Raw genomic sequence first — 17,205 nt, forward strand, 5'->3', positions numbered from 1 at the left:
AAAGGGGCGACAACGGCTCAGTCGTAATGGATCGCGAGCCAGACGGTCGTCTCGCCCTGCGCGGTCCATTCCACACGGTGGCGCCGATTCGCGGCGATCGTGATCGCGTCGCCGGGCCGGAGCACGAGTGTGTCGGCCGTTGAGTCCGCGAACGCGAGGCCGGCGCTGCCGGCAAGCAGCACGACCCATTCGTGCCGAGGCTGGTCGTACCAGAACCCCGGGGGCGATGCCTGCCCGGTCGAGACGATGCGCTCGACGCGCAGGCCGGGCCGGTCGACCAGCGTATCGAACTGCTCGGCGGCCGCTGGATCGGGGCGCGAGGGCAGGCCGGCGAACAGATTCGTGTCAGGCAGCAGGGGCATGGGCATACGAAGGTGTGACTCACGCATGAGCGAAGCGTTGAAAAGCCTAACCGCGGGGGCTTGTCTTCCAAGGCCCCGCGCACGACGTGCGGGCCTGGCGATCAGTCGTCGAGCGTCTCGTGCACGGCGGCGTCGCCTCGGCGCCAGTATGCCGCCGCTTTCACCCATTTGGGATTCAGGCCGCGTTCGTCCACGAGGTAGCGACGGATGGTCTTTGCCACGCCGGCTTCCGCCGCCACCCAGGCATGCAGGTCGCCGTCGGGCAGCGTGGCCACCTGAAGCGCGTCGAGCAACGCGGTGCTCTGTCCCGCGGGGATGCCTTCGCGGAAGATCCATTCGACCACGACATCGGCGTCGCTGGCGAAGCGAAGCCGATCGGCCGGGTTGTCGACTTCCACGAAAACGAAAACCAGTGCGCCGGCTGGCAATTCGGCCAGGCGTCGCGAGATGGCGGGCAGGGCGGTATCGTCGCCGATGAGCAGGTAGCCGTCGAAGTTCATCGGAATGATGAACGAGCCGCGCGGGCCACCGACGCCAATGCGGTCGCCCGGCGTCGCCGAGCGCGCCCACTCGGTGGCCGGGCCGGAGTCGTGCAGCGCGAAGTCGATGACGAGCGTTCGGGTCGCCGCGTCGAACCGGCGCGGCGTATAGTCGCGCATGAGACGAGGTGCATCGCCGGGCGCGGGTTTGGCTACCCCTTCCGGGCCGACCCTGGGCAATGTCAGTTCGCCGGTTTGCGGGTCGGGGAAGAAGAGCTTGACGTGGTCGTCGAAGCCGGGGCTGTCGAAGCCCTCGAGATCGTCGCCGCCCAGGGTCACGCGCCGCATGTTGGGCGTCAGCACTTCGACGCTGCGCACTTCAAGCAACCGCATGCGAAGTTCGTGGCGCACGCGTTGCGGCGTGCGATCGGGGATGGCGTTCGGTGTAGCGTTGTCCGGCATCAGAGTCGCTCCAGTTGTTGTGCGGCCGCGTCGAGAATCGCGGCGAAGGCATTGGCCTGGTCGGTCGTGAGGGGCTCGCCGCCAAGACGCAGGTGCACGGCGTATTTGAGATTGTGCAGCGCGCGCATGACCTGCGGGGGCATGTCTTCCGAACGTTCGCGCCGCGTGGCCAGCCGCGCGAGCAGTTCCGTCACCGAATCCTCGTTCTCGGCCAGGTATTCGCGGCCGGCATCGGTGACTTCGTAGGATTTGCGCTGGCTGTCTCCCATATTTTCCTGCACACGGATGAAGCCCATTTCCTCGAGCAGCGTGAGCGTCGGGTAGACCACGCCGGCGCTGGGGCTGTAAGTGCCGTTCACGCTTTCTTCGATTGCCTTGATGAGTTCGTAGCCATGGCGCGGTTGCTGCGAGATGAGATGCAGCAGCACGAGGCGCAGTCCCCCATGGCTGAACAGCCGGCCGCCACCGCGTCCGCCCCGACCGCCGCGTTCCGCGCGCTCCATGCGGGTGTCGTCGCCGCGTCCGAAGCGACCGTCCCCGTAACCCTCACCCCCGCCGCGCCGTCCATGCCGCCCGCCGCGGCGTTCGTCGCCAAAATCCATTTTGTCCAGGTCCAGCGGGCCCCGGCCCATGAAATCGCCACGTGATCCACGCATGATGCGACCCCTTGTCGATGTAGTTAAGACATGTTTACGATATATCTAAATTGAGTCGAAAGCAAAATTATTTTTGCTGTGCCCCAGATCTGCCACGGGGAAATGCCCGCGTGGCGGGCGATCTGACATGATGTGGACATCGGCGGAGAATTGCTCAAGGGTATCGAAATGCGCATTTCGATACCCTCGGGATCAGGGCAGGGGGGCGGCGGGAGGGCGAAGTTGTGAGGGCGGGACGATGCGCGGCACGCGGCATCGATGGCTTTGGCGCGATCGCGTGGCGCTGAGGCCGACGATGCTTACGACAGTTTCGGCAGATCCGTATCCAGCCACTTCCGATACAACTTGTTCAGCTCGCCATTGCTGGTGTTGCGTGTGACGAAGTCGTTGACCGCCGCGAGCAGCTCGGGCTGATTGGGACGCATGGCGATGCCCATGGCCTGTTGAAGCAGGTTGAACTTGGGCTCGAACTGGCCGGGCGCACGCTGGCGAATCGCATTCGCGACGGTGACCGAGCAACCAATGGCATCGACCTGGCCGGTGAGCAGCGCCTGCATGGCGGAGGCGTCGTCCTCGAAGCGACGAATCTCCGTGCCGGCGGGCGCCGTTTTCGTGACCGCCATGTCTTGCGTGCTCGCGCGCGCCACGCTCACCCTCAGTCCTTTGAGGTCCGCGGCGGATTTGATCGACGTGCCTGTCTTGCCGAGCAGCACGATCGTCGCGGCCGCATAGGGCTTGGAGAACTGTACCTGTTTCGCGCGCTCCGGCGTGATCGCGAGCGAGGCGACCAAAACGTCCACCTTGCCGCTCAGCAGGTACGGGATCCGGTTCGGCCCCGTCACTGGCACCAGATTCACCTTCACACCCATGTCATGGGCGAGCAGGCGTGCGACGTCTGCGTCGTAGCCGTCCGGTTGCGCCTGGGCGTTCGTGGTGCCGTAGGGAGGAAAGTCGATGAGCATTCCCACGTTGAGCGTTCCCTTCTTCCTGATGTCGGCCACGGTCTGCGCATGGACAGGTGTGGCGAACAGAGAGAGGGTGCTGGTGAGCATACTCCCGAGCGTGCCCCCGAGCGAGCCGACGAAGCCCGCGGGCATCGCCGCCACACCGAGCGTCGCGAGAAAGCCGCGGCGCGAATGCAAATCGATCTCGCCGGCGGGCGTGCGGCGACTGGCCGGGTGTGGCGTCGCGGTGCGTGCTGGTACAGGGTGACGCGATAACTTGCGAGTCATGCTGAGTCTCCTGAAGCCGGGGAAACCGCCGCCGGCGTTGCCGATGGCGCGGCGCGAGCGAAATGCCGGGATCGGACGGTGCGCTGGCCGACGGGCGTCCCGAGCGATGGTAGCGGGCGGCAACAGAGGCGTCCACTCCGCAATAACCCGAGCGAAAACCGGGTGTTCGCGCACCACGCGCGGCTCGGCGAAGCCGTCGGGAAAGTGATGAGGATGACGAAATCAGTCACATGCGGGGGCGCGCGTCGGGCCGTCGCGAGTTCGCGAAATCGTGGCGTCCGGCGACGGCGGTCGCGATGGGAAGACGGCGGTGCAGCAGGGGGGGCGCGGGATGGCGGGATAGCGAACGGAGAGTGCAAAAAAAACGGTGCCGAAAAATCGGCACCGTTATCAGGCGCAGCTTGCCAGGTCCTCGCTTTTCGCCGTGCCGTGACGTGCACGGCGGCGTGAGCGCAGAGCTTACTGGGCGGCGTCCTTCACCTTCTTCAGCGGGCGAACCTTCACGCGCACCGAAGCGGGCTTGGCCGGGAACCAACGCTCTTGACCCGTGAACGGGTCCTTGCCGAAACGCTTCGCCTTGGCGGCGATTTGCTGCGACGTGACCTTGAACAGACCATGCAGCGTGAATTCGCCGGCGCCCTTCTTGTGCAGCGAGCTGATGATGGTGTTCTCGAGTGCGGCGAGCACTGCCTTGACTTCCTTCACGGCGACTGCCGATTGTTCGGCGAGGTGTGCTGCCAGCTGGGTCTTGTTGAGTGCTTCCTTGATCGGCGAAACCTTGCCGTTCGCGGCGGCCTTCGGAGCTGCCTTTGCGGCGGTCTTCGGGACTGCCTTCGGAGCAGCCTTCTTCGCTGCCGGCGCCTTCTTGGCGGCCGGGGCCTTTTTCGCCACAGGGGCCTTCTTTGCTGCTGCTTTCTTTGCCGTTGCCATATCGATCCAATCGATGAGAATAAGAAAGTGCCGTCGGAGAACGGCCACCCGAATGATACGTCTTGCTGCGCCGACGATTCTACCTAAGAAATCGCTTTATGCGAGTAGTGCGCGCACAATGTTGCGCGCTTGCCGCACAAGGCTGCGCGCCGGATCGCAGCGACTTTTCCGGGGGATTCATCGCGCTTTTGTTCACGACGTATCGACCGGTTCGCGCCGTCGCGTTTTTTTCACCGCGACGCCGGCGCGCCATTCTTCTGATTTTCGCCGGCAAGGCCCAACGGCATCTTGCATGCGAAGCGCCGCTCGCAACGACGCCACGATTGCCCGGAAACCCTCAGAAACGCTGCATTTCGCAGGTTTCGCAGCGACCGTCGGCATTGCACCAGGCGTCGGTGAGCGTGGTGCCGTCGGCGCCGAACGTGATGTCGTGCTTCGCGCCGAAACTGCCGGCCATTTGCAGTGTTTCGCCGACGAGCGTGCCCTGCACCGAGGTGTGAACATTCGGCTCGACGTCGTCGACGCTGCCGGTCACCTGAGCGCCGTTGAGCGCGAGCGACATGAGTCGCGTCATGGGCGAGCCCCATAATTGCCACCATAGCGGCGCATTCGTGCACAGACCGCGCCAGCGTCCCGAGGGATTTACCACGTGTGCCGGCGGCGGCACCGGCACGCTCGCCTGCATGACCGTGCCCGGTGCAATCGGTGGGGTCACGATGGTGACGCCCGCCGGTGCCGGTGCGTCTATCGACGTGACATCGCGCGCAACGTCGGGGGTGCCCGCGCTGGTGGCGTTCACCGCGTTCAGTCCGGCCGTGTCGCCGATTTGACTCGGCAGCGTTGGCGTCGTGGCGGCGTTCGCTGTGTTCGCGGCGTCGGCGGTTGCCGGGGGCGGCGGCATTTGCGCACCGCTTCCGGGCAGAGGGGCGGGCGCGGCGTAAGCGAGCGGCGCGGCCGGCGCAGGGGCGGGCGGCGCTCCACTGTAGGTGCCCGGGGCGCCGTCGACGCGCGCCATCTCCGGCGGCAAGCCGTCGTTGGGCACAGGGGCCGACGCCGGCGCGCACACGTGGCACGACATGTGCGACAGGCTGTTGCGCGTGAGCGGGCGCGTGCCATATAGACGCAGTGCGCTCTGTGCGCCGTTTTGCACGATCGTTACGTACGCCGTGTCGTCGAGCTGGTAGTCGACCTTCGCACATGACGGCGCGTTGGTCTGTAGCAGCACGTCGGCCGAGAACGCGCCGTTGAGGGCGCGCACCGGCAGAACGGATACGGAAGCCGAACAGTCGGCGACGATTTGTGCACAGTTGCAGGCGGGCGGCGCGAGCGCGGCAGGCGCTGGCTGCGCCTGCGCGTAGCCTGCATAGCCGAGCGTGCCCGCGACGAGCCATGCCGTCGCAATCTTGAATGAAGCCAATCCCCGCATGATGTATCCCCGAATGTGCGGCCTATCCCGTGCTGCGGATAGTCGATCAAAAGATGTCGGCTGACAAGCGCCGAAAACAGCGAACAGCAAGATAAAGCGCGCGTTCCACGGCGAATCGGAAACATGGCCGCGTCACGCAAATATGAGATTTCCCCCGTACCCTGGCATGGATCGTGCGGTCTACACTCTCTTTCAGTCTGCCCCCCTTCATTGTTCATCAACGCGCTCGTGCCGTTGTCCTCTGGAGAGATGCATGCCCGACGACCGCTTCTGCGAACCCCGCACCGCCGACGAAACCGGTGGTGGCCCCGTTGCCTGCGATACGGCCCCGACGGCCCAGCCTCGCGTGAACCGCGTGCTTGCCGTGCTCGCCACGTTGTTCTTCGCGATGGGGCTCATCACGTCGCTCAACGATATTCTCGTGCCTCACTTCAAGGCTGCGTTCGATCTGACGTATCGTGACGCGGCGCTCATCCAGTCCAGCTTCTTTGCCGCCTATTTCGTCGTGTCGTACCCGGCCGGGCAGTACACGGCGCGCATCGGTTACCGGCGCGCCCTGGCGAGTTCGCTGTGGCTGGCCGGTCTGGGTTGCGCACTGTTCTTTCCGGCCGCGGCGCTGGTTTCGTATCCCTGTTTCCTCGCTGCGCTCTTCGTGCTCGCGAGCGGCGTCACGTTGCTGCAGGTTGCCGTCAATGCCTATGTGGAGACCTTGGGCTCGCGCGGTGCGGCCGCAAGCCGTCTGACGCTCGTGCAGGCATTCAACTCGCTGGGCACCACCATCGGTCCGCCGCTCGCCGCGCTCTGGATCCTCGCGCCGCAATCGTCTGCGACAGCGGGACATGCTGCCGACAGCGTTCGCGGACCGTATGGCCTGCTGGCGGCCGTGCTGGCATTGGGCGGAGTCGTCCTGTGGCGCCTGACGCTGCCGGAGCCGGGCGCCGCCGAGACCTCGCGACCGGGCCTGCTCGGCAACGTTCGCGGCCTGTTCGCGCACCGTCCCTTGCGTTACGGCATCGTGGCGCTATTTCTTTACGTCGGTGCGGAAGTGAGTATCGGCAGCTTTCTCATCGTCTACCTGACCAACACGCAGACGGGCATTGCCGACCACGCCCATGCGAGCCGATATTTGCCGCTCTATTGGGGCGGAGCGATGCTCGGGCGCTTCGTCGGCGCATGGCTGCTGCGCCGGGTGTCTGCCGGCAGGATGCTCAGCGTGTGCGCGCTGTACAACGTGACGCTGATCGTGGCGTCGCTCGCAGTGCCGGCGTCGCTCGGGATGTGGTTGTTGCTGGCTTGCGGCCTCGGCAATGCCATCATGTTCCCGACGATTTTCTCGCTTTCGGTGGGGGGGCTGGGGGCACGCGTGAGCGAAGGGGGCGGCCTGATCTGCATGGCGATCGTGGGCGGCGCGGTGCTGCCCTATCTGCAGGGCATGCTCGCCGATGGCGCCGGGCTCATGTTGTCTTTCCTTGTCCCGGCGGTGGCTTATCTGTACATCGCGGGGTTCGGAGCATGGTGCGCACGCGCCATGGCACAGGCGGACCCCGAGCGGCATCAGCCGGGTTTGCCGAACGTGTAGCGGCCGAAGATGAACAGCACGTTGCCGTTGCCCTTGCCGCCAGGCACATACGCGGTGGCGACCGATGCGCGTCCCACACCGATCTCGGCGAGCGGGAGCGCACCGGGGAAGGGCACACCGCCGAGCGTGTCGGAGCGCGACATCAGAAACACCGTGTAGCCTAGCCCGAAACGCACGGGGCCCGCGTTCGCAATGTTCCAGATGCGTCCGTAGCCGGCCATGGGCGACCAGTCGTTGTGGGAGTCCTTGAACGCCATGGCATACAGCATGCGCGAGCCGCTCTTGCCGTCGGACAACACGCGGCCGTAGCCCAGGCCCCAGGGATTTTCGTTGTATTGGGCGATCTTCTCGGCCGTGTAGGCGAAGCGCAGATGATGCGTGTGCAAGGGCACGTAGAGATCGCTGGCGCCCTGCGTGGCCACGTCGCGCACTTCGTTGACGATCGCACCGGTCCAGGTCGATACGATGCCCGGGGCGTCGTTTGCCTGCGCGGCAAATGGCGACAGGCAGGCGATTGCGACACCCAGCGCGAGCGTGTGGCGACGCGACGCCTGAAACGCGCGGCGCGGCGCATGGGTGCGCAACGCGGAGGAAACGATTCGGTCGGGGACGGCAAGCGATGCGAGTGAAATCGATGGCGCGAGCCGCCCGATGCATTGGGGGGTCGTAGTCATGGTTGCTTGGAAGATGTTGCGAGACGCGTGTCGACACCGATCGTCGACTTCGCGGGGCGATGCGTGTCGCAGGCAGGGGCGGGGAACGTGTCCGTGTCGATGTCGGTATGAACGACAGCTTGCCTGCCCGGCGTTCGCGTGTCTTCTAGACATGCCATGCCGACGAAAAGTTCGCCTCGCGACCCGCGTTCTCCCGCTGCCCACAGCCCGCGCACGCTCTGACCGATCCGGCTGCGACGAAAAGAAAGCCTTTTGCGTCAAAGGCATACGACGGATATCGACGCGTTATTCACCGGGTTGTGAACATTTTCTGTGGATAACGCATTCGGCGACGCGTCACGCCGAGGCACGCCCGACCTGCCCGCCATTCGGTGTCGCGATGACAGCAGCATTGGCGCAGCAAATATGCGCGACACTTTTTCCGCATCGGATCAAGGACTTGGGCGACCTATCCTGAAGTTGTCCACTGCCTTGCAAACAGATTCTGTGGATAACGGCACCTGCCGAAAACCCGCGCCACGCCTCGTTTTCACGCACACGGCACAACTTTCGCGCGACGTCATTCTTCCTTGTCGAATCAGTCACTTGGTACGCTTTTCCGCAAGTTATCAACGGGCTTGTGAACAAAAAATGTGGATAAGGCACGCCGATTATTGCAATCTTAAAATCCCAATATATGAGATCAATGTTTACATATTGACATTTTAGTTGTCGGGGAATTACGATGCGCCTCATACCGGTCGACGGACACGTTCAGGAGACGACAGTGACAGAACGACGCAAACAGAAAGTGGCGATCATTGGCTCGGGCAACATCGGCACCGACCTGATGATCAAGGTGATGCGTAACAGCGAGCATCTGGAGATGGGCGCGATGGTCGGTATCGATCCGGCCTCGGATGGCCTGGCACGTGCCGAGCGTCTGGGCGTGCCGGTGACGGCCGGCGGCATTGACGGCCTGCTCGCCATGCCGGGCTTCGAGGACATCCGCATCGCGTTCGACGCGACGTCAGCCAAGGCACACGCGCATCACAACGAACTGCTGCAAGCGCGCGGCGTGCAAGTCATCGACCTGACGCCGGCGGCGATCGGTCCGTACGTGATTCCGTCGATCAATCTCGACGCGCACCTCGATGCGCGCAACATCAACATGGTGACGTGCGGCGGTCAGGCCACGATTCCGATGGTCGCGGCCATTTCTCAGGTTGCCAAGGTGCACTACGCCGAGATCGTCGCTTCGATCTCGAGCAAGTCGGCAGGACCGGGCACCCGCGCCAACATCGACGAATTCACCGAAACGACCTCCAAGGCCATCGAAGTGCTCGGCGGCGCATCGCGCGGCAAGGCCATCATCGTGCTCAATCCGGCCGAGCCGCCCCTCATCATGCGCGACACCGTCTTCGTCCTGTCCGAGCCGGGCGATCAGGCCGCGATCGAAGCGAGCATTCAGGCGATGGTCGACAAGGTGCACAGCTACGTGCCGGGTTACCGCCTGAAGCAGAAGGTGCAGTTCGAGCTGTTCGACGCCTCGCGTCCGCTCAACGTGCCGGGCCTGGGCAAGCTCACGGGCCTGAAGACGTCGGTGTTCCTCGAAGTCGAAGGCGCCGCTCACTACCTGCCGGCCTACGCGGGCAACCTCGACATCATGACCAGCGCCGCGCTGGCCTGCGCCGACCGTATCGCCGCCACGCGCCTGGCGCTCGCGGCCTGAACGTCGCACGCGCTATCAGGAGACTCACACCATCATGACGCAGAAAAAGCTTTATATCTCCGACGTGACGCTGCGCGACGGCAGCCACGCGATTCGTCACCAGTACAGCATTGCCAACGTCAAGGCGATTGCGGCCGCGCTCGATGCCGCCCGTGTCGATTCGATCGAAGTCGCGCACGGCGATGGCCTGTCCGGTTCCAGCTTCAACTACGGCTTCGGCGCGCACACCGATCTCGAGTGGATCGCCGCCGTGGCCGAGACGGTTACGCACGCCAAGGTCGCCACCCTGCTGTTGCCGGGCGTGGGTACTGTGCACGACCTGCGCGAGGCGTATGACGCGGGGGCCCGCGTGGTGCGTATCGCCACGCATTGCACGGAAGCCGACGTCTCGCGCCAGCACATTGCCTATGCGCGTGAGCTGGGCATGGACACCGTTGGCTTCCTGATGATGAGCCACATGACCACGCCGCAGCACCTGGCCGAACAGGCCAAGCTCATGGAATCGTATGGCGCGCAGTGCATCTACGTGGTGGACTCGGGCGGTGCGCTCGGTATGAACGATGTGCGCGATCGCTTCCGCGCATTCAAGGACGTGCTCAAGCCCGAGACGCTTACCGGCATGCACGCCCACCACAATCTGAGCCTCGGGGTGGCGAACTCCATCGTTGCGGTGGAAGAGGGGTGCGACCGGATCGACGCGAGTCTCGCCGGCATGGGGGCCGGTGCGGGGAATGCGCCGCTCGAGGTCTTCATCGCGGCGGCGTCGCGCCTGGGATGGAACCACGGCTGCGACCTGTACACGCTCATGGACGCCGCCGACGACATCGTGCGTCCGCTGCAGGATCGTGCGGTGCGTGTGGATCGCGAGACTCTCGCGCTCGGATACGCAGGCGTGTATTCGAGCTTCCTGCGCCATGCGGAAGCCGCCGCCGCGCATTACAACCTCAAGACCGTGGACATCCTGGTCGAGCTGGGGCAGCGTCGGATGGTGGGCGGTCAGGAGGACATGATCGTCGACGTTGCACTCGATCTGCTCAAGCGTCGCGCCGCCTGATCGTCGGCAAACACGACCACGAGTCGAGCCGGGTACCCTGGCGGTACCCGCGGCACGGCACATCCCTGCCGACTCCGGCCCCTCGTCAGACGGGCCGGTCTTTTTTTGCGTCTTGAATCCGCGTGATTTACCATCGCGGGGCCAGATCGCGTCTCGGTCGCCGCCGGCCGGATGTTTGCGCGCCGTGTGCTCGCCATTTGCCCGCCATGTGGCTGGCAGGCGGCCATCGTGCGGCCGGTCGACCTCGCCAACGCAAAACGCCCCATCGTCAAAATGCGAGGACGTCGGCGGATTTCCGGGATAATCGCGAACTTTGGTCGAAAGCGCGCTGTGGCGCTCGCCGATTGTGCATAATCGCGCCGCAGGCCGCTGTGGCAGTCGCATCGTCGGCGGGTCCCTTCGGCCGGCATGCCGCCGATGGAAAACTCGGCAGCGATGCCGCCAGGCGCTGCATGACTTCGTACCCTGATCGATACCTAGGAAATCCACCTGTGTCCGACCGCGCATTCGTATTGCTACAACATGTCTTGCCCAAAACGCTCATGACGCGTGCGTTCGGCTGCCTGGCGAATCGGCGCCTCGGTGCCTTGACCCCTTGGGTGATTCGGCGCTTCATTGCCCGCTACGGTGTCGACATGACGGAAGCGCAGCGCCAGGCGCCCGAGGCCTACACGACCTTCAACGACTTCTTTACCCGGGCACTGCGCCCCGGTGCACGCCCGCTCGCCTCGGCCCCGATGATCTGCCCGGCCGATGGTGCGGTCAGTCAGTTCGGCACGATCGCGCATGACCAGATTTTTCAGGCCAAGGGCAAAACGTTCGGCAGCGGCGCGCTGCTTGCCGGCGATCCCGCACAGGCGAGTCGTTTCAACGACGGCCAGTTCGCCACGATTTACCTGAGTCCGCGTGATTACCACCGCATCCACATGCCGTGCGACGGGCGGCTTCGCTCGATGCGTCACGTACCGGGGGAGCTTTATTCGGTGAACCCCGCGACCGCACGCGGCGTCGACGCCCTGTTCGCGCGCAACGAGCGTGTCGTGTGTGAATTCGACTCCCCTTACGGACCGTTCGCCATGGTGCTGGTCGGCGCGGCGATCGTCGGAAGCATCGCAACCGTGTGGCACGGCATCGTCAATCCGCGCAGCGGAGGCGGGGCGGCGGGCGTGAGTACGTGGGACTATGGTCAGCGCGACATCTCCCTGAAGCAGGGCGAGGAGATGGGGCACTTCCAGCTCGGCTCGACAGTGGTGCTGCTCGTGCCGCCGGGGATGGGACGGTTCAGCCCGGACTGGTCTGCCGGCTGCCAGGTTCGCATGGGCGAGGCGATGATCGTCTGAGCGCGGTGCGACGACGCGTGGCGCGCTCGTGCGCTCGTGCCATGTGCAGGCTCGCACCCTTCCGTCTGCCCGTCTTCTGACGCCTAGCCCGCTTTTTCCGCGTTGCGCTGCGCGCCGTGCCGGATGGCTTCCGCCACCACGCTCAGCACTTCCCGCGCCGTGTTTTCCGAGTGCGCCCGCAGTACCTCCGCCAGACGCGGACGGCCGGGTTCGCGCAGCGCCGCGATGATCTCGTCGTGCTCCTCATGCGAGGCCTGCCATCGCGACATGTCCGCGTTGGCGGCGCCGCGCGCCCGATGCACTTTGCTCATCAGACTTGCGTAGATCGACGCCAGCACCGGGTTGCCGGCGCCATCGACGATCATCTGATGGATCGCCTGATTGGTTCGAAAGTACTCGGTGCGCAGGCCCTTGCCGTGCGCATCGAGCATCTGGCCGTGCTGCTTCTCGATGGCGGCAAGCGCCTTGTCGGTCAGACGCCGGGCCGCCAGTTCACCCGCCATGTGCTCGAGCCCGTGAAGCGTCTCGAACGTGGCCCGGAGCTCCTCGAGATCCAGCGGCGCCACGCGATATCCGATGTATTGCCGGTGCAGCACTAGACCTTCCGAGACCAGCGTCTTCAGCGCTTCGCGCAATGGGGTCTTGGAGACATCGAACAGCTCGCAAAGGGCCTTTTCGTCGATGCGCTCACCGGGCGGCAATTCACCTTCCTCGATCATCATGCGCAGGCGCGCCGTGATCTCGGCTGCCATGCCCAGCGTGCGGAGCTTATGGGATTTCTGAAGGGGAAGGGTCACGGTCTCTGGCGTGTTTAGCAGTGTCATAAATATCCTACCATATAGGGAATTCCCTAAATCAAGTCTAATAAAATCAATTATTTACCGATATTGTAATTACAGATTACAGATCCTATACTCCATCCCAAGTCGCGCGACGAATCGTATTCAGGTCATCTACTCGGGAGAGTCACCATGCAGTCGACAGGTAGGGTCGCCACTTTGGCAACTGCAAAAAGTGCCGTGCGCTGGAAGATTTTTTTCTTGATGTTGTGTCTGATCTCGATCAACTACATCGATCGGGCATCGTTGTCTGTGGCCATGCCGTTGATTGCCAAGGAGTTCGATCTCACGCCCGCGATGGAAGGGCTGATTCTGAGCGGCTTCTTCTGGACCTATGCGGTGATGCAGATTCCAGGGGGTATGCTGGCGGACAAATACAAACCCCGGATCGTGATCGCGCTGGCGACCGTTTTCTGGGGGATCTTCCAGGCCGCGGCCGCGTTCTGCACGAGCGCCACGTCGTTGCTGCTCACGCGATTCGGGCTTGGCGCGGCCGAAGCACCGATTTATCCGGCGGGCGGGAAGCTGAACGCAATCTGGATGACGCAGCATGAACGCGGGCGCGGGGCAACGCTGCTCGACGGCGGCGCTCCGCTCGGCGCCGCGCTCGGTGCCATCATCATCACGTGGCTCATCACACTGTTGGGATCCTGGCGTCTGGCGTTCGTGGTTGCCGGTGTCGGGACGGTGCTCGCCGGATACGTCGCGTGGCGCTATATCCGCAACACCCCTCGCGAACACCCGGGCGTGAACGACGAGGAAGCGACCCATATCGAACAGGCGCAGGCGAGCGAACATCAGGCCGAACCCGCCAATCTCTCCGGCCGCTCGCTCGACTTCTTCAAGTACCGTTCCGTATGGTGCATGGCCCTCGGCTGGATGTGTTTCAACACGGTCTTTTACGGCTTGCTGACCTGGATGCCGAACTACCTCCACAAGGTGCACGGATTCGATATCCGGCAAATGGGCGGTGCGAGTTTCGTGATCTTCTTCTGCGGCTTCGTCGGCGAGTTGCTTGGCGGCTGGATCGGCGACAAGTGGAAAGCCGCGGGCGGGTCCGCCAATAAGGTCATGCGCACCCTGTTCGGCATCGCCGCGATCGTCGCGACCGTTTCGATCTTTTCCGTGGCCTATGTCAAGAGCGATGTCGCGACGGTCGCACTGCTGTCCTCCACGCTCTTCTTCCTTCGCTGGTGCGGGCTCTATTGGTGTATTCCGTCGATTCTCGGCACGCGTCACAAGGTGGGTTTCCTCGGTGGCGTGATGAATCTCGGCGGCAACATCGGCGGCATTTCGGTCCCGCTGATCGTCGGCCTCATCGTGCAGACCACGGGCTCGTACTTTCTTGCCCTGATGTTCTTCGCAGCCGCCGGTGTTGGCCTGTTCGTGTGCTCCACGCTGATCGACTACGAACGCAAGCTGCCCGTCTGAGATTTGCGCAACCTCTTCAAACCGCGATCGGCCAGCCTGTCCGTTGGCCGATCTCCGTGCTTCAGGTAAGACCATGACGACGAAAAAAAGAAAGCTGCTTGGCATGCTCACACCGTCCTCGAACACGGCACTCGAGCCGATCACGAGCGCGATGGTGTCGGGACTCGACAATGTGTCCGTTCACTTCTCGCGTTTTCGCGTGACCGAGATTTCGCTCGGGGCGAACGCCCTGGGGCAATTCGACCTGCCCAAGATTCTCGATGCGGCGTGCCTGCTCGCCGACGCGCAGGTCGACGTCATCGCGTGGAACGGCACGTCCGCCGGCTGGCTCGGATTCGAGACGGACGAGGCGTTGTGCCGGCAGATCACCGAGACGACCGGCATTCCCGCCACCACGTCGGTGCTCGCGCTCAACGAAATTCTGAAGCGCACCGGTGTGACCGAACTGGGCCTCGTTACGCCCTATCTGGAAGACGTGCAGCAACGCATCGTCGCGAACTACGCGCGCATGGGCATTCGGTGCACATCGGAGCGACACCTGAGCCTGAGCAGGAACTTCGAGTTCTCGGAGGTCAGCGGCGAGACCCTGTCGCGTCTTGTCGGCGAAGTCGCGCAGTCGCGCCCGCAGGCGATCACGACGTTCTGCACCAATCTGCACGCGGCGCCGCTCGCGCGCGACCTGGAGGCGAGGACCGGCATTCCGATTTACGACACGATATCGACCGTCATCTGGAAGTCGATGCAGCTCGCGGGCATCGACACGCGTGAACTGCGCGGCTGGGGACAACTGTTTACCGAAGGAGCATAAGGCAATGGGCGACACCTTCGATCTGGTCATTCGTCACGCCGACGTCGTGACGGCGTCCGACCGGTTTCAATGCGACATCGGCGTGCGCGACGGTGTGATCACGGCCCTGGGCAAGCACTTGCCCGGCGGGGCGCGCGAGATCGATGCGACCGGGCTGCTCGCGCTTCCCGGCGGCGTGGACGGCCACTGCCATCTCGACCAGCCGATGCCGGACGGGTTGCGCATGGCCGACGACTTCCATACCGGCACGCGTGCGGCCGTTTGTGGCGGCACGACCACGGTGATCCCTTTCGCGGCGCAGGAAAAGGGCGGCTCGCTGCGCGCTGCGGTCGAGGACTACCATCGCCGCGCGCATGGGCGCGCCGTTGCCGACTACAGCTTTCACCTGATCGTTTCGGACCCGACGGAAAAGGTGTTGCGCGAAGAGTTGCCGCAGTTGATTCAGGAGGGTTATACGTCGTTCAAGATTTACATGACGTACGACGATCTCAAGCTCTCCGACCGCGAGATTCTGGAAGTGCTGTCTGTCGCCCGCGAACACGATGCGCTGGTAATGGTGCACGCGGAGAACGCCGACTGCATCGCGTGGCTGACGGACAAGCTCGTGGGACAGGGGCGCATCGCGCCGAAGTTTCACGGCCTCGCGCGGCCGGCCGCCGTCGAGCGAGAAGCCACGCATCGCGCGATCACCTTTGCCGAACTGGTCGACGTGCCGATACTCATCGTGCATGTCTCGGGCAAGGAGGCCATCGGACAGATCCGCTGGGCACAAGGCCGGGGCATGCAGATCCTTGCCGAAACGTGCCCGCAATATCTCTACCTGAGTGCCGAGGACATGGGGCATCCGGGCGACGACGGTTATGCCGGTGCGAAATGCGTGTGCAGTCCCCCGCCACGCGACACCGATAACCAGGAGGCCGTCTGGAAGGCCCTCCGGCAGGGCGTGTTCTCCGTCTTTTCGTCCGACCACGCTCCGTTCAACTACGAGGACCCCCAGGGCAAGAAGCCGGGCGGCAAGCCACAATCGTTCGAGCATATCCCGAACGGCATTCCCGGCATCGAAACGCGTATGCCGTTGCTGTTCGACGGCGTGCGGCAAGGGCGCATCTCGCTCCATCAATTCGTCGAACTGACGTCATATCGACCCGCGCGGCTCTATGGGTTGTACCCGCGCAAGGGAACGATTGCGGTGGGCGCGGATGCGGACATCGTGCTGTGGGACCCCGATGCGCGCATGACCATCCGCAACGCGCAGTTGCATCACGCCGTCGACTACACGCCCTACGAGGGGCGCGAAGTCACGGGCTGGCCGGTGCATTGCTTCTCGAGAGGCGAACAACTGGTGGCCAACGGTCTGTATCTCGAACCCGCCGCCGGGCGAGGGCATTTCCTACCGGCAGGCAGTCCGTCGCTGGTGTAACGCCGGTCTCACGCCAATCGACGCAACTTGCAGGAGCGGTTATGCGCCTACTTGTGGTAAATCCCAACATCTCCACCAGTGTGACGGCACTCATCGAAGCCGAAGCACGCCGTGCGGCGTCGCCCGAGACGGCGTTGTCGTTCGCCACGGCGGCGTTCGGCGTCGCCTACATCGAAACCCGGTTCGAAGCGCTGGTCGGGGGCTACGCCACGGCGTGCGCGGCAGCGGAACAGGCCGGCTCGTTCGACGGGCTGGTCGTGGCGGCATTCGGCGACCCGGGACTGGGCGGACTCAAGGAGCTGTTCGACGTGCCCGTCGTCGGTATGACCGAGGCCGCGCTGGCGAGCGCCTGTCTGCTGGGGGCTCGCTTCTCGATCATCGCCATCTCGCATCGCATTCAGGCGTGGTATCGCGAATGCGTGGAAGCGAACGGACTCGCCTCGCGGCTGGCGAGCATTCGCAGCCTGACGTCGCCGCTGCGGGACATTGCGACCGTGCAGGAGGATCACGCCGAGCGACTGATCGCGCTCAGCCGGCAAGCGGTCGAGGAGGACGGCGCCGATGTGATCGTGGTTGCAGGCGCACCGCTGGCCGGACTAGCACGCACGTTACGTAAGCAAATTCCGGTGCCGGTTGTCGACGGCGTATCGAGCGCCGTGCGGCATTGCGAGTCGCTGGTCGCGCTGCAACCCGGGGCGGCGATGCAGGGGAGCTTTCAGCGTCCGCCGCCCAAGCCCAATGCGGGCATGCCACCTGCGATCGGTCGCCTGCTTCGCGCGCCCGAGTGACGCCACGTTCCGGT

Annotated in this window: 17 protein-coding genes; 9 read left to right on the forward strand and 8 right to left on the reverse strand. The window is 64.3% G+C overall.

Features of this window, described 5'->3' with window-relative positions:
- Positions 1-17 precede the first annotated feature (17 nt).
- The 3 genes from PMO31116_RS19140 to PMO31116_RS19150 all read right to left on the reverse strand — a co-directional run bounded on the left by PMO31116_RS19140 (position 18) and on the right by PMO31116_RS19150 (position 1,731).
- Entirely contained in the window at positions 18-362 is a 345-nt protein-coding gene (locus tag PMO31116_RS19140; protein WP_343038632.1) for a cupin domain-containing protein, read from the reverse strand.
- A 101-nt stretch (positions 363-463) separates the two neighbouring features.
- Positions 464-1,303, reverse strand: coding sequence for a siderophore-interacting protein (locus PMO31116_RS19145; protein WP_150568076.1), 840 nt, complete (start codon positions 1,301-1,303; stop codon positions 464-466).
- The gene (locus PMO31116_RS19150) at positions 1,303-1,731 is read right to left on the reverse strand and encodes a PadR family transcriptional regulator (RefSeq protein ID WP_246185381.1); all 429 of its coding nucleotides are present in this window, start codon (positions 1,729-1,731) and stop codon (positions 1,303-1,305) included. Before PMO31116_RS19150 ends, PMO31116_RS19145 begins: the two co-directional genes overlap by 1 nt.
- A 15-nt stretch (positions 1,732-1,746) precedes the next feature.
- Between PMO31116_RS19150 and PMO31116_RS24140 the strand changes: the two genes are divergently transcribed.
- Positions 1,747-1,950 (forward strand): hypothetical protein, encoded by a 204-nt coding sequence (locus tag PMO31116_RS24140; protein WP_246185382.1) that lies wholly within the window; start codon positions 1,747-1,749, stop codon positions 1,948-1,950.
- 308 nt (positions 1,951-2,258) lie between these two features.
- Here PMO31116_RS24140 and PMO31116_RS19155 read toward each other — a convergent pair whose 3' ends face one another.
- The 3 genes from PMO31116_RS19155 to PMO31116_RS19165 form a co-directional block, all read right to left on the reverse strand.
- A complete protein-coding gene (locus PMO31116_RS19155) occupies positions 2,259-3,011 on the reverse strand; it encodes a transporter substrate-binding domain-containing protein (RefSeq protein ID WP_425494814.1) in 753 nt (250 codons plus the stop codon).
- A 639-nt stretch (positions 3,012-3,650) separates the two neighbouring features.
- Entirely contained in the window at positions 3,651-4,121 is a 471-nt protein-coding gene (locus PMO31116_RS19160) for an HU family DNA-binding protein (RefSeq protein WP_150568078.1), read from the reverse strand.
- Positions 4,122-4,458: 337 nt separating this feature from the next.
- A complete protein-coding gene (locus tag PMO31116_RS19165; RefSeq protein ID WP_150568079.1) occupies positions 4,459-5,547 on the reverse strand; it encodes a hypothetical protein in 1,089 nt (362 codons plus the stop codon).
- 253 nt (positions 5,548-5,800) lie between these two features.
- On the opposite strand from PMO31116_RS19165, the gene PMO31116_RS19170 reads away from it, so the two are divergent.
- Entirely contained in the window at positions 5,801-7,126 is a 1,326-nt protein-coding gene (locus PMO31116_RS19170) for a sugar MFS transporter (RefSeq protein WP_150568080.1), read from the forward strand.
- On the opposite strand, the gene pagP is transcribed toward PMO31116_RS19170, so the two are convergent.
- The gene (pagP, locus tag PMO31116_RS19175; RefSeq protein ID WP_174971487.1) at positions 7,102-7,800 is read right to left on the reverse strand and encodes a lipid IV(A) palmitoyltransferase PagP; all 699 of its coding nucleotides are present in this window, start codon (positions 7,798-7,800) and stop codon (positions 7,102-7,104) included. The genes PMO31116_RS19170 and pagP overlap by 25 nt on opposite strands.
- Positions 7,801-8,524: 724 nt before the next feature.
- On the opposite strand from pagP, the gene PMO31116_RS19180 reads away from it, so the two are divergent.
- From PMO31116_RS19180 to asd, 3 genes are all read left to right on the forward strand, one after another.
- Positions 8,525-9,511 (forward strand): acetaldehyde dehydrogenase (acetylating), encoded by a 987-nt coding sequence (locus tag PMO31116_RS19180; RefSeq protein WP_023596989.1) that lies wholly within the window; start codon positions 8,525-8,527, stop codon positions 9,509-9,511.
- Between the two features lie 34 nt (positions 9,512-9,545).
- The gene (gene dmpG, locus PMO31116_RS19185) at positions 9,546-10,565 is read left to right on the forward strand and encodes a 4-hydroxy-2-oxovalerate aldolase (RefSeq protein ID WP_023596988.1); all 1,020 of its coding nucleotides are present in this window, start codon (positions 9,546-9,548) and stop codon (positions 10,563-10,565) included.
- Between the two features lie 491 nt (positions 10,566-11,056).
- Entirely contained in the window at positions 11,057-11,905 is an 849-nt protein-coding gene (asd, locus tag PMO31116_RS19190; RefSeq protein ID WP_150568082.1) for an archaetidylserine decarboxylase, read from the forward strand.
- An 83-nt stretch (positions 11,906-11,988) separates the two neighbouring features.
- Here asd and PMO31116_RS19195 read toward each other — a convergent pair whose 3' ends face one another.
- On the reverse strand, positions 11,989-12,729 hold the full coding sequence (locus PMO31116_RS19195) for a GntR family transcriptional regulator (RefSeq protein WP_023596986.1): 741 nt from the start codon (positions 12,727-12,729) through the stop codon (positions 11,989-11,991).
- Positions 12,730-12,876: 147 nt separating this feature from the next.
- Here PMO31116_RS19195 and PMO31116_RS19200 point away from each other — a divergent pair, with 147 nt between their 5' ends.
- From PMO31116_RS19200 to PMO31116_RS19215, 4 genes are all read left to right on the forward strand, one after another.
- Positions 12,877-14,175: an MFS transporter gene (locus PMO31116_RS19200; RefSeq protein ID WP_025249502.1), complete on the forward strand. Its 1,299-nt coding sequence runs from the start codon at positions 12,877-12,879 to the stop codon at positions 14,173-14,175.
- 73 nt (positions 14,176-14,248) lie between these two features.
- Positions 14,249-14,983, forward strand: a complete 735-nt coding sequence (locus PMO31116_RS19205) for a maleate cis-trans isomerase family protein (protein WP_150568083.1) — start codon at positions 14,249-14,251, stop codon at positions 14,981-14,983.
- A 4-nt stretch (positions 14,984-14,987) separates the two neighbouring features.
- Positions 14,988-16,403, forward strand: coding sequence for a dihydropyrimidinase (gene hydA / locus PMO31116_RS19210; RefSeq protein WP_150568084.1), 1,416 nt, complete (start codon positions 14,988-14,990; stop codon positions 16,401-16,403).
- 41 nt (positions 16,404-16,444) lie between these two features.
- Positions 16,445-17,191 (forward strand): aspartate/glutamate racemase family protein, encoded by a 747-nt coding sequence (locus tag PMO31116_RS19215; RefSeq protein WP_150568085.1) that lies wholly within the window; start codon positions 16,445-16,447, stop codon positions 17,189-17,191.
- The last annotated feature ends 14 nt before the right edge of the window (positions 17,192-17,205 follow it).

The sequence above is a fragment of the Pandoraea morbifera genome (assembly GCF_902459575.1).
Lineage (GTDB): Bacteria > Pseudomonadota > Gammaproteobacteria > Burkholderiales > Burkholderiaceae > Pandoraea > Pandoraea morbifera.

Bases quoted from the DNA above. Each gene is read 5' to 3' on its own strand.
- PMO31116_RS19140 (WP_343038632.1), bottom strand. From the start codon at position 362: ATGCCCCTGCTGCCTGACACGAATCTGTTCGCCGGCCTGCCCTCGCGC.
- PMO31116_RS19145 (WP_150568076.1), bottom strand. From the start codon at position 1,303: ATGCCGGACAACGCTACACCGAACGCCATCCCCGATCGCACGCCGCAA.
- PMO31116_RS24140 (WP_246185382.1), top strand. From the start codon at position 1,747: ATGGCTGAACAGCCGGCCGCCACCGCGTCCGCCCCGACCGCCGCGTTC.
- PMO31116_RS19155 (WP_425494814.1), bottom strand. From the start codon at position 3,011: ATGCTCACCAGCACCCTCTCTCTGTTCGCCACACCTGTCCATGCGCAG.
- PMO31116_RS19160 (WP_150568078.1), bottom strand. From the start codon at position 4,121: ATGGCAACGGCAAAGAAAGCAGCAGCAAAGAAGGCCCCTGTGGCGAAA.
- PMO31116_RS19165 (WP_150568079.1), bottom strand. From the start codon at position 5,547: ATGCGGGGATTGGCTTCATTCAAGATTGCGACGGCATGGCTCGTCGCG.
- PMO31116_RS19170 (WP_150568080.1), top strand. From the start codon at position 5,801: ATGCCCGACGACCGCTTCTGCGAACCCCGCACCGCCGACGAAACCGGT.
- pagP (WP_174971487.1), bottom strand. From the start codon at position 7,800: ATGACTACGACCCCCCAATGCATCGGGCGGCTCGCGCCATCGATTTCA.
- PMO31116_RS19180 (WP_023596989.1), top strand. From the start codon at position 8,525: ATGCGCCTCATACCGGTCGACGGACACGTTCAGGAGACGACAGTGACA.
- dmpG (WP_023596988.1), top strand. From the start codon at position 9,546: ATGACGCAGAAAAAGCTTTATATCTCCGACGTGACGCTGCGCGACGGC.
- PMO31116_RS19195 (WP_023596986.1), bottom strand. From the start codon at position 12,729: ATGACACTGCTAAACACGCCAGAGACCGTGACCCTTCCCCTTCAGAAA.
- PMO31116_RS19200 (WP_025249502.1), top strand. From the start codon at position 12,877: ATGCAGTCGACAGGTAGGGTCGCCACTTTGGCAACTGCAAAAAGTGCC.
- PMO31116_RS19205 (WP_150568083.1), top strand. From the start codon at position 14,249: ATGACGACGAAAAAAAGAAAGCTGCTTGGCATGCTCACACCGTCCTCG.
- hydA (WP_150568084.1), top strand. From the start codon at position 14,988: ATGGGCGACACCTTCGATCTGGTCATTCGTCACGCCGACGTCGTGACG.
- PMO31116_RS19215 (WP_150568085.1), top strand. From the start codon at position 16,445: ATGCGCCTACTTGTGGTAAATCCCAACATCTCCACCAGTGTGACGGCA.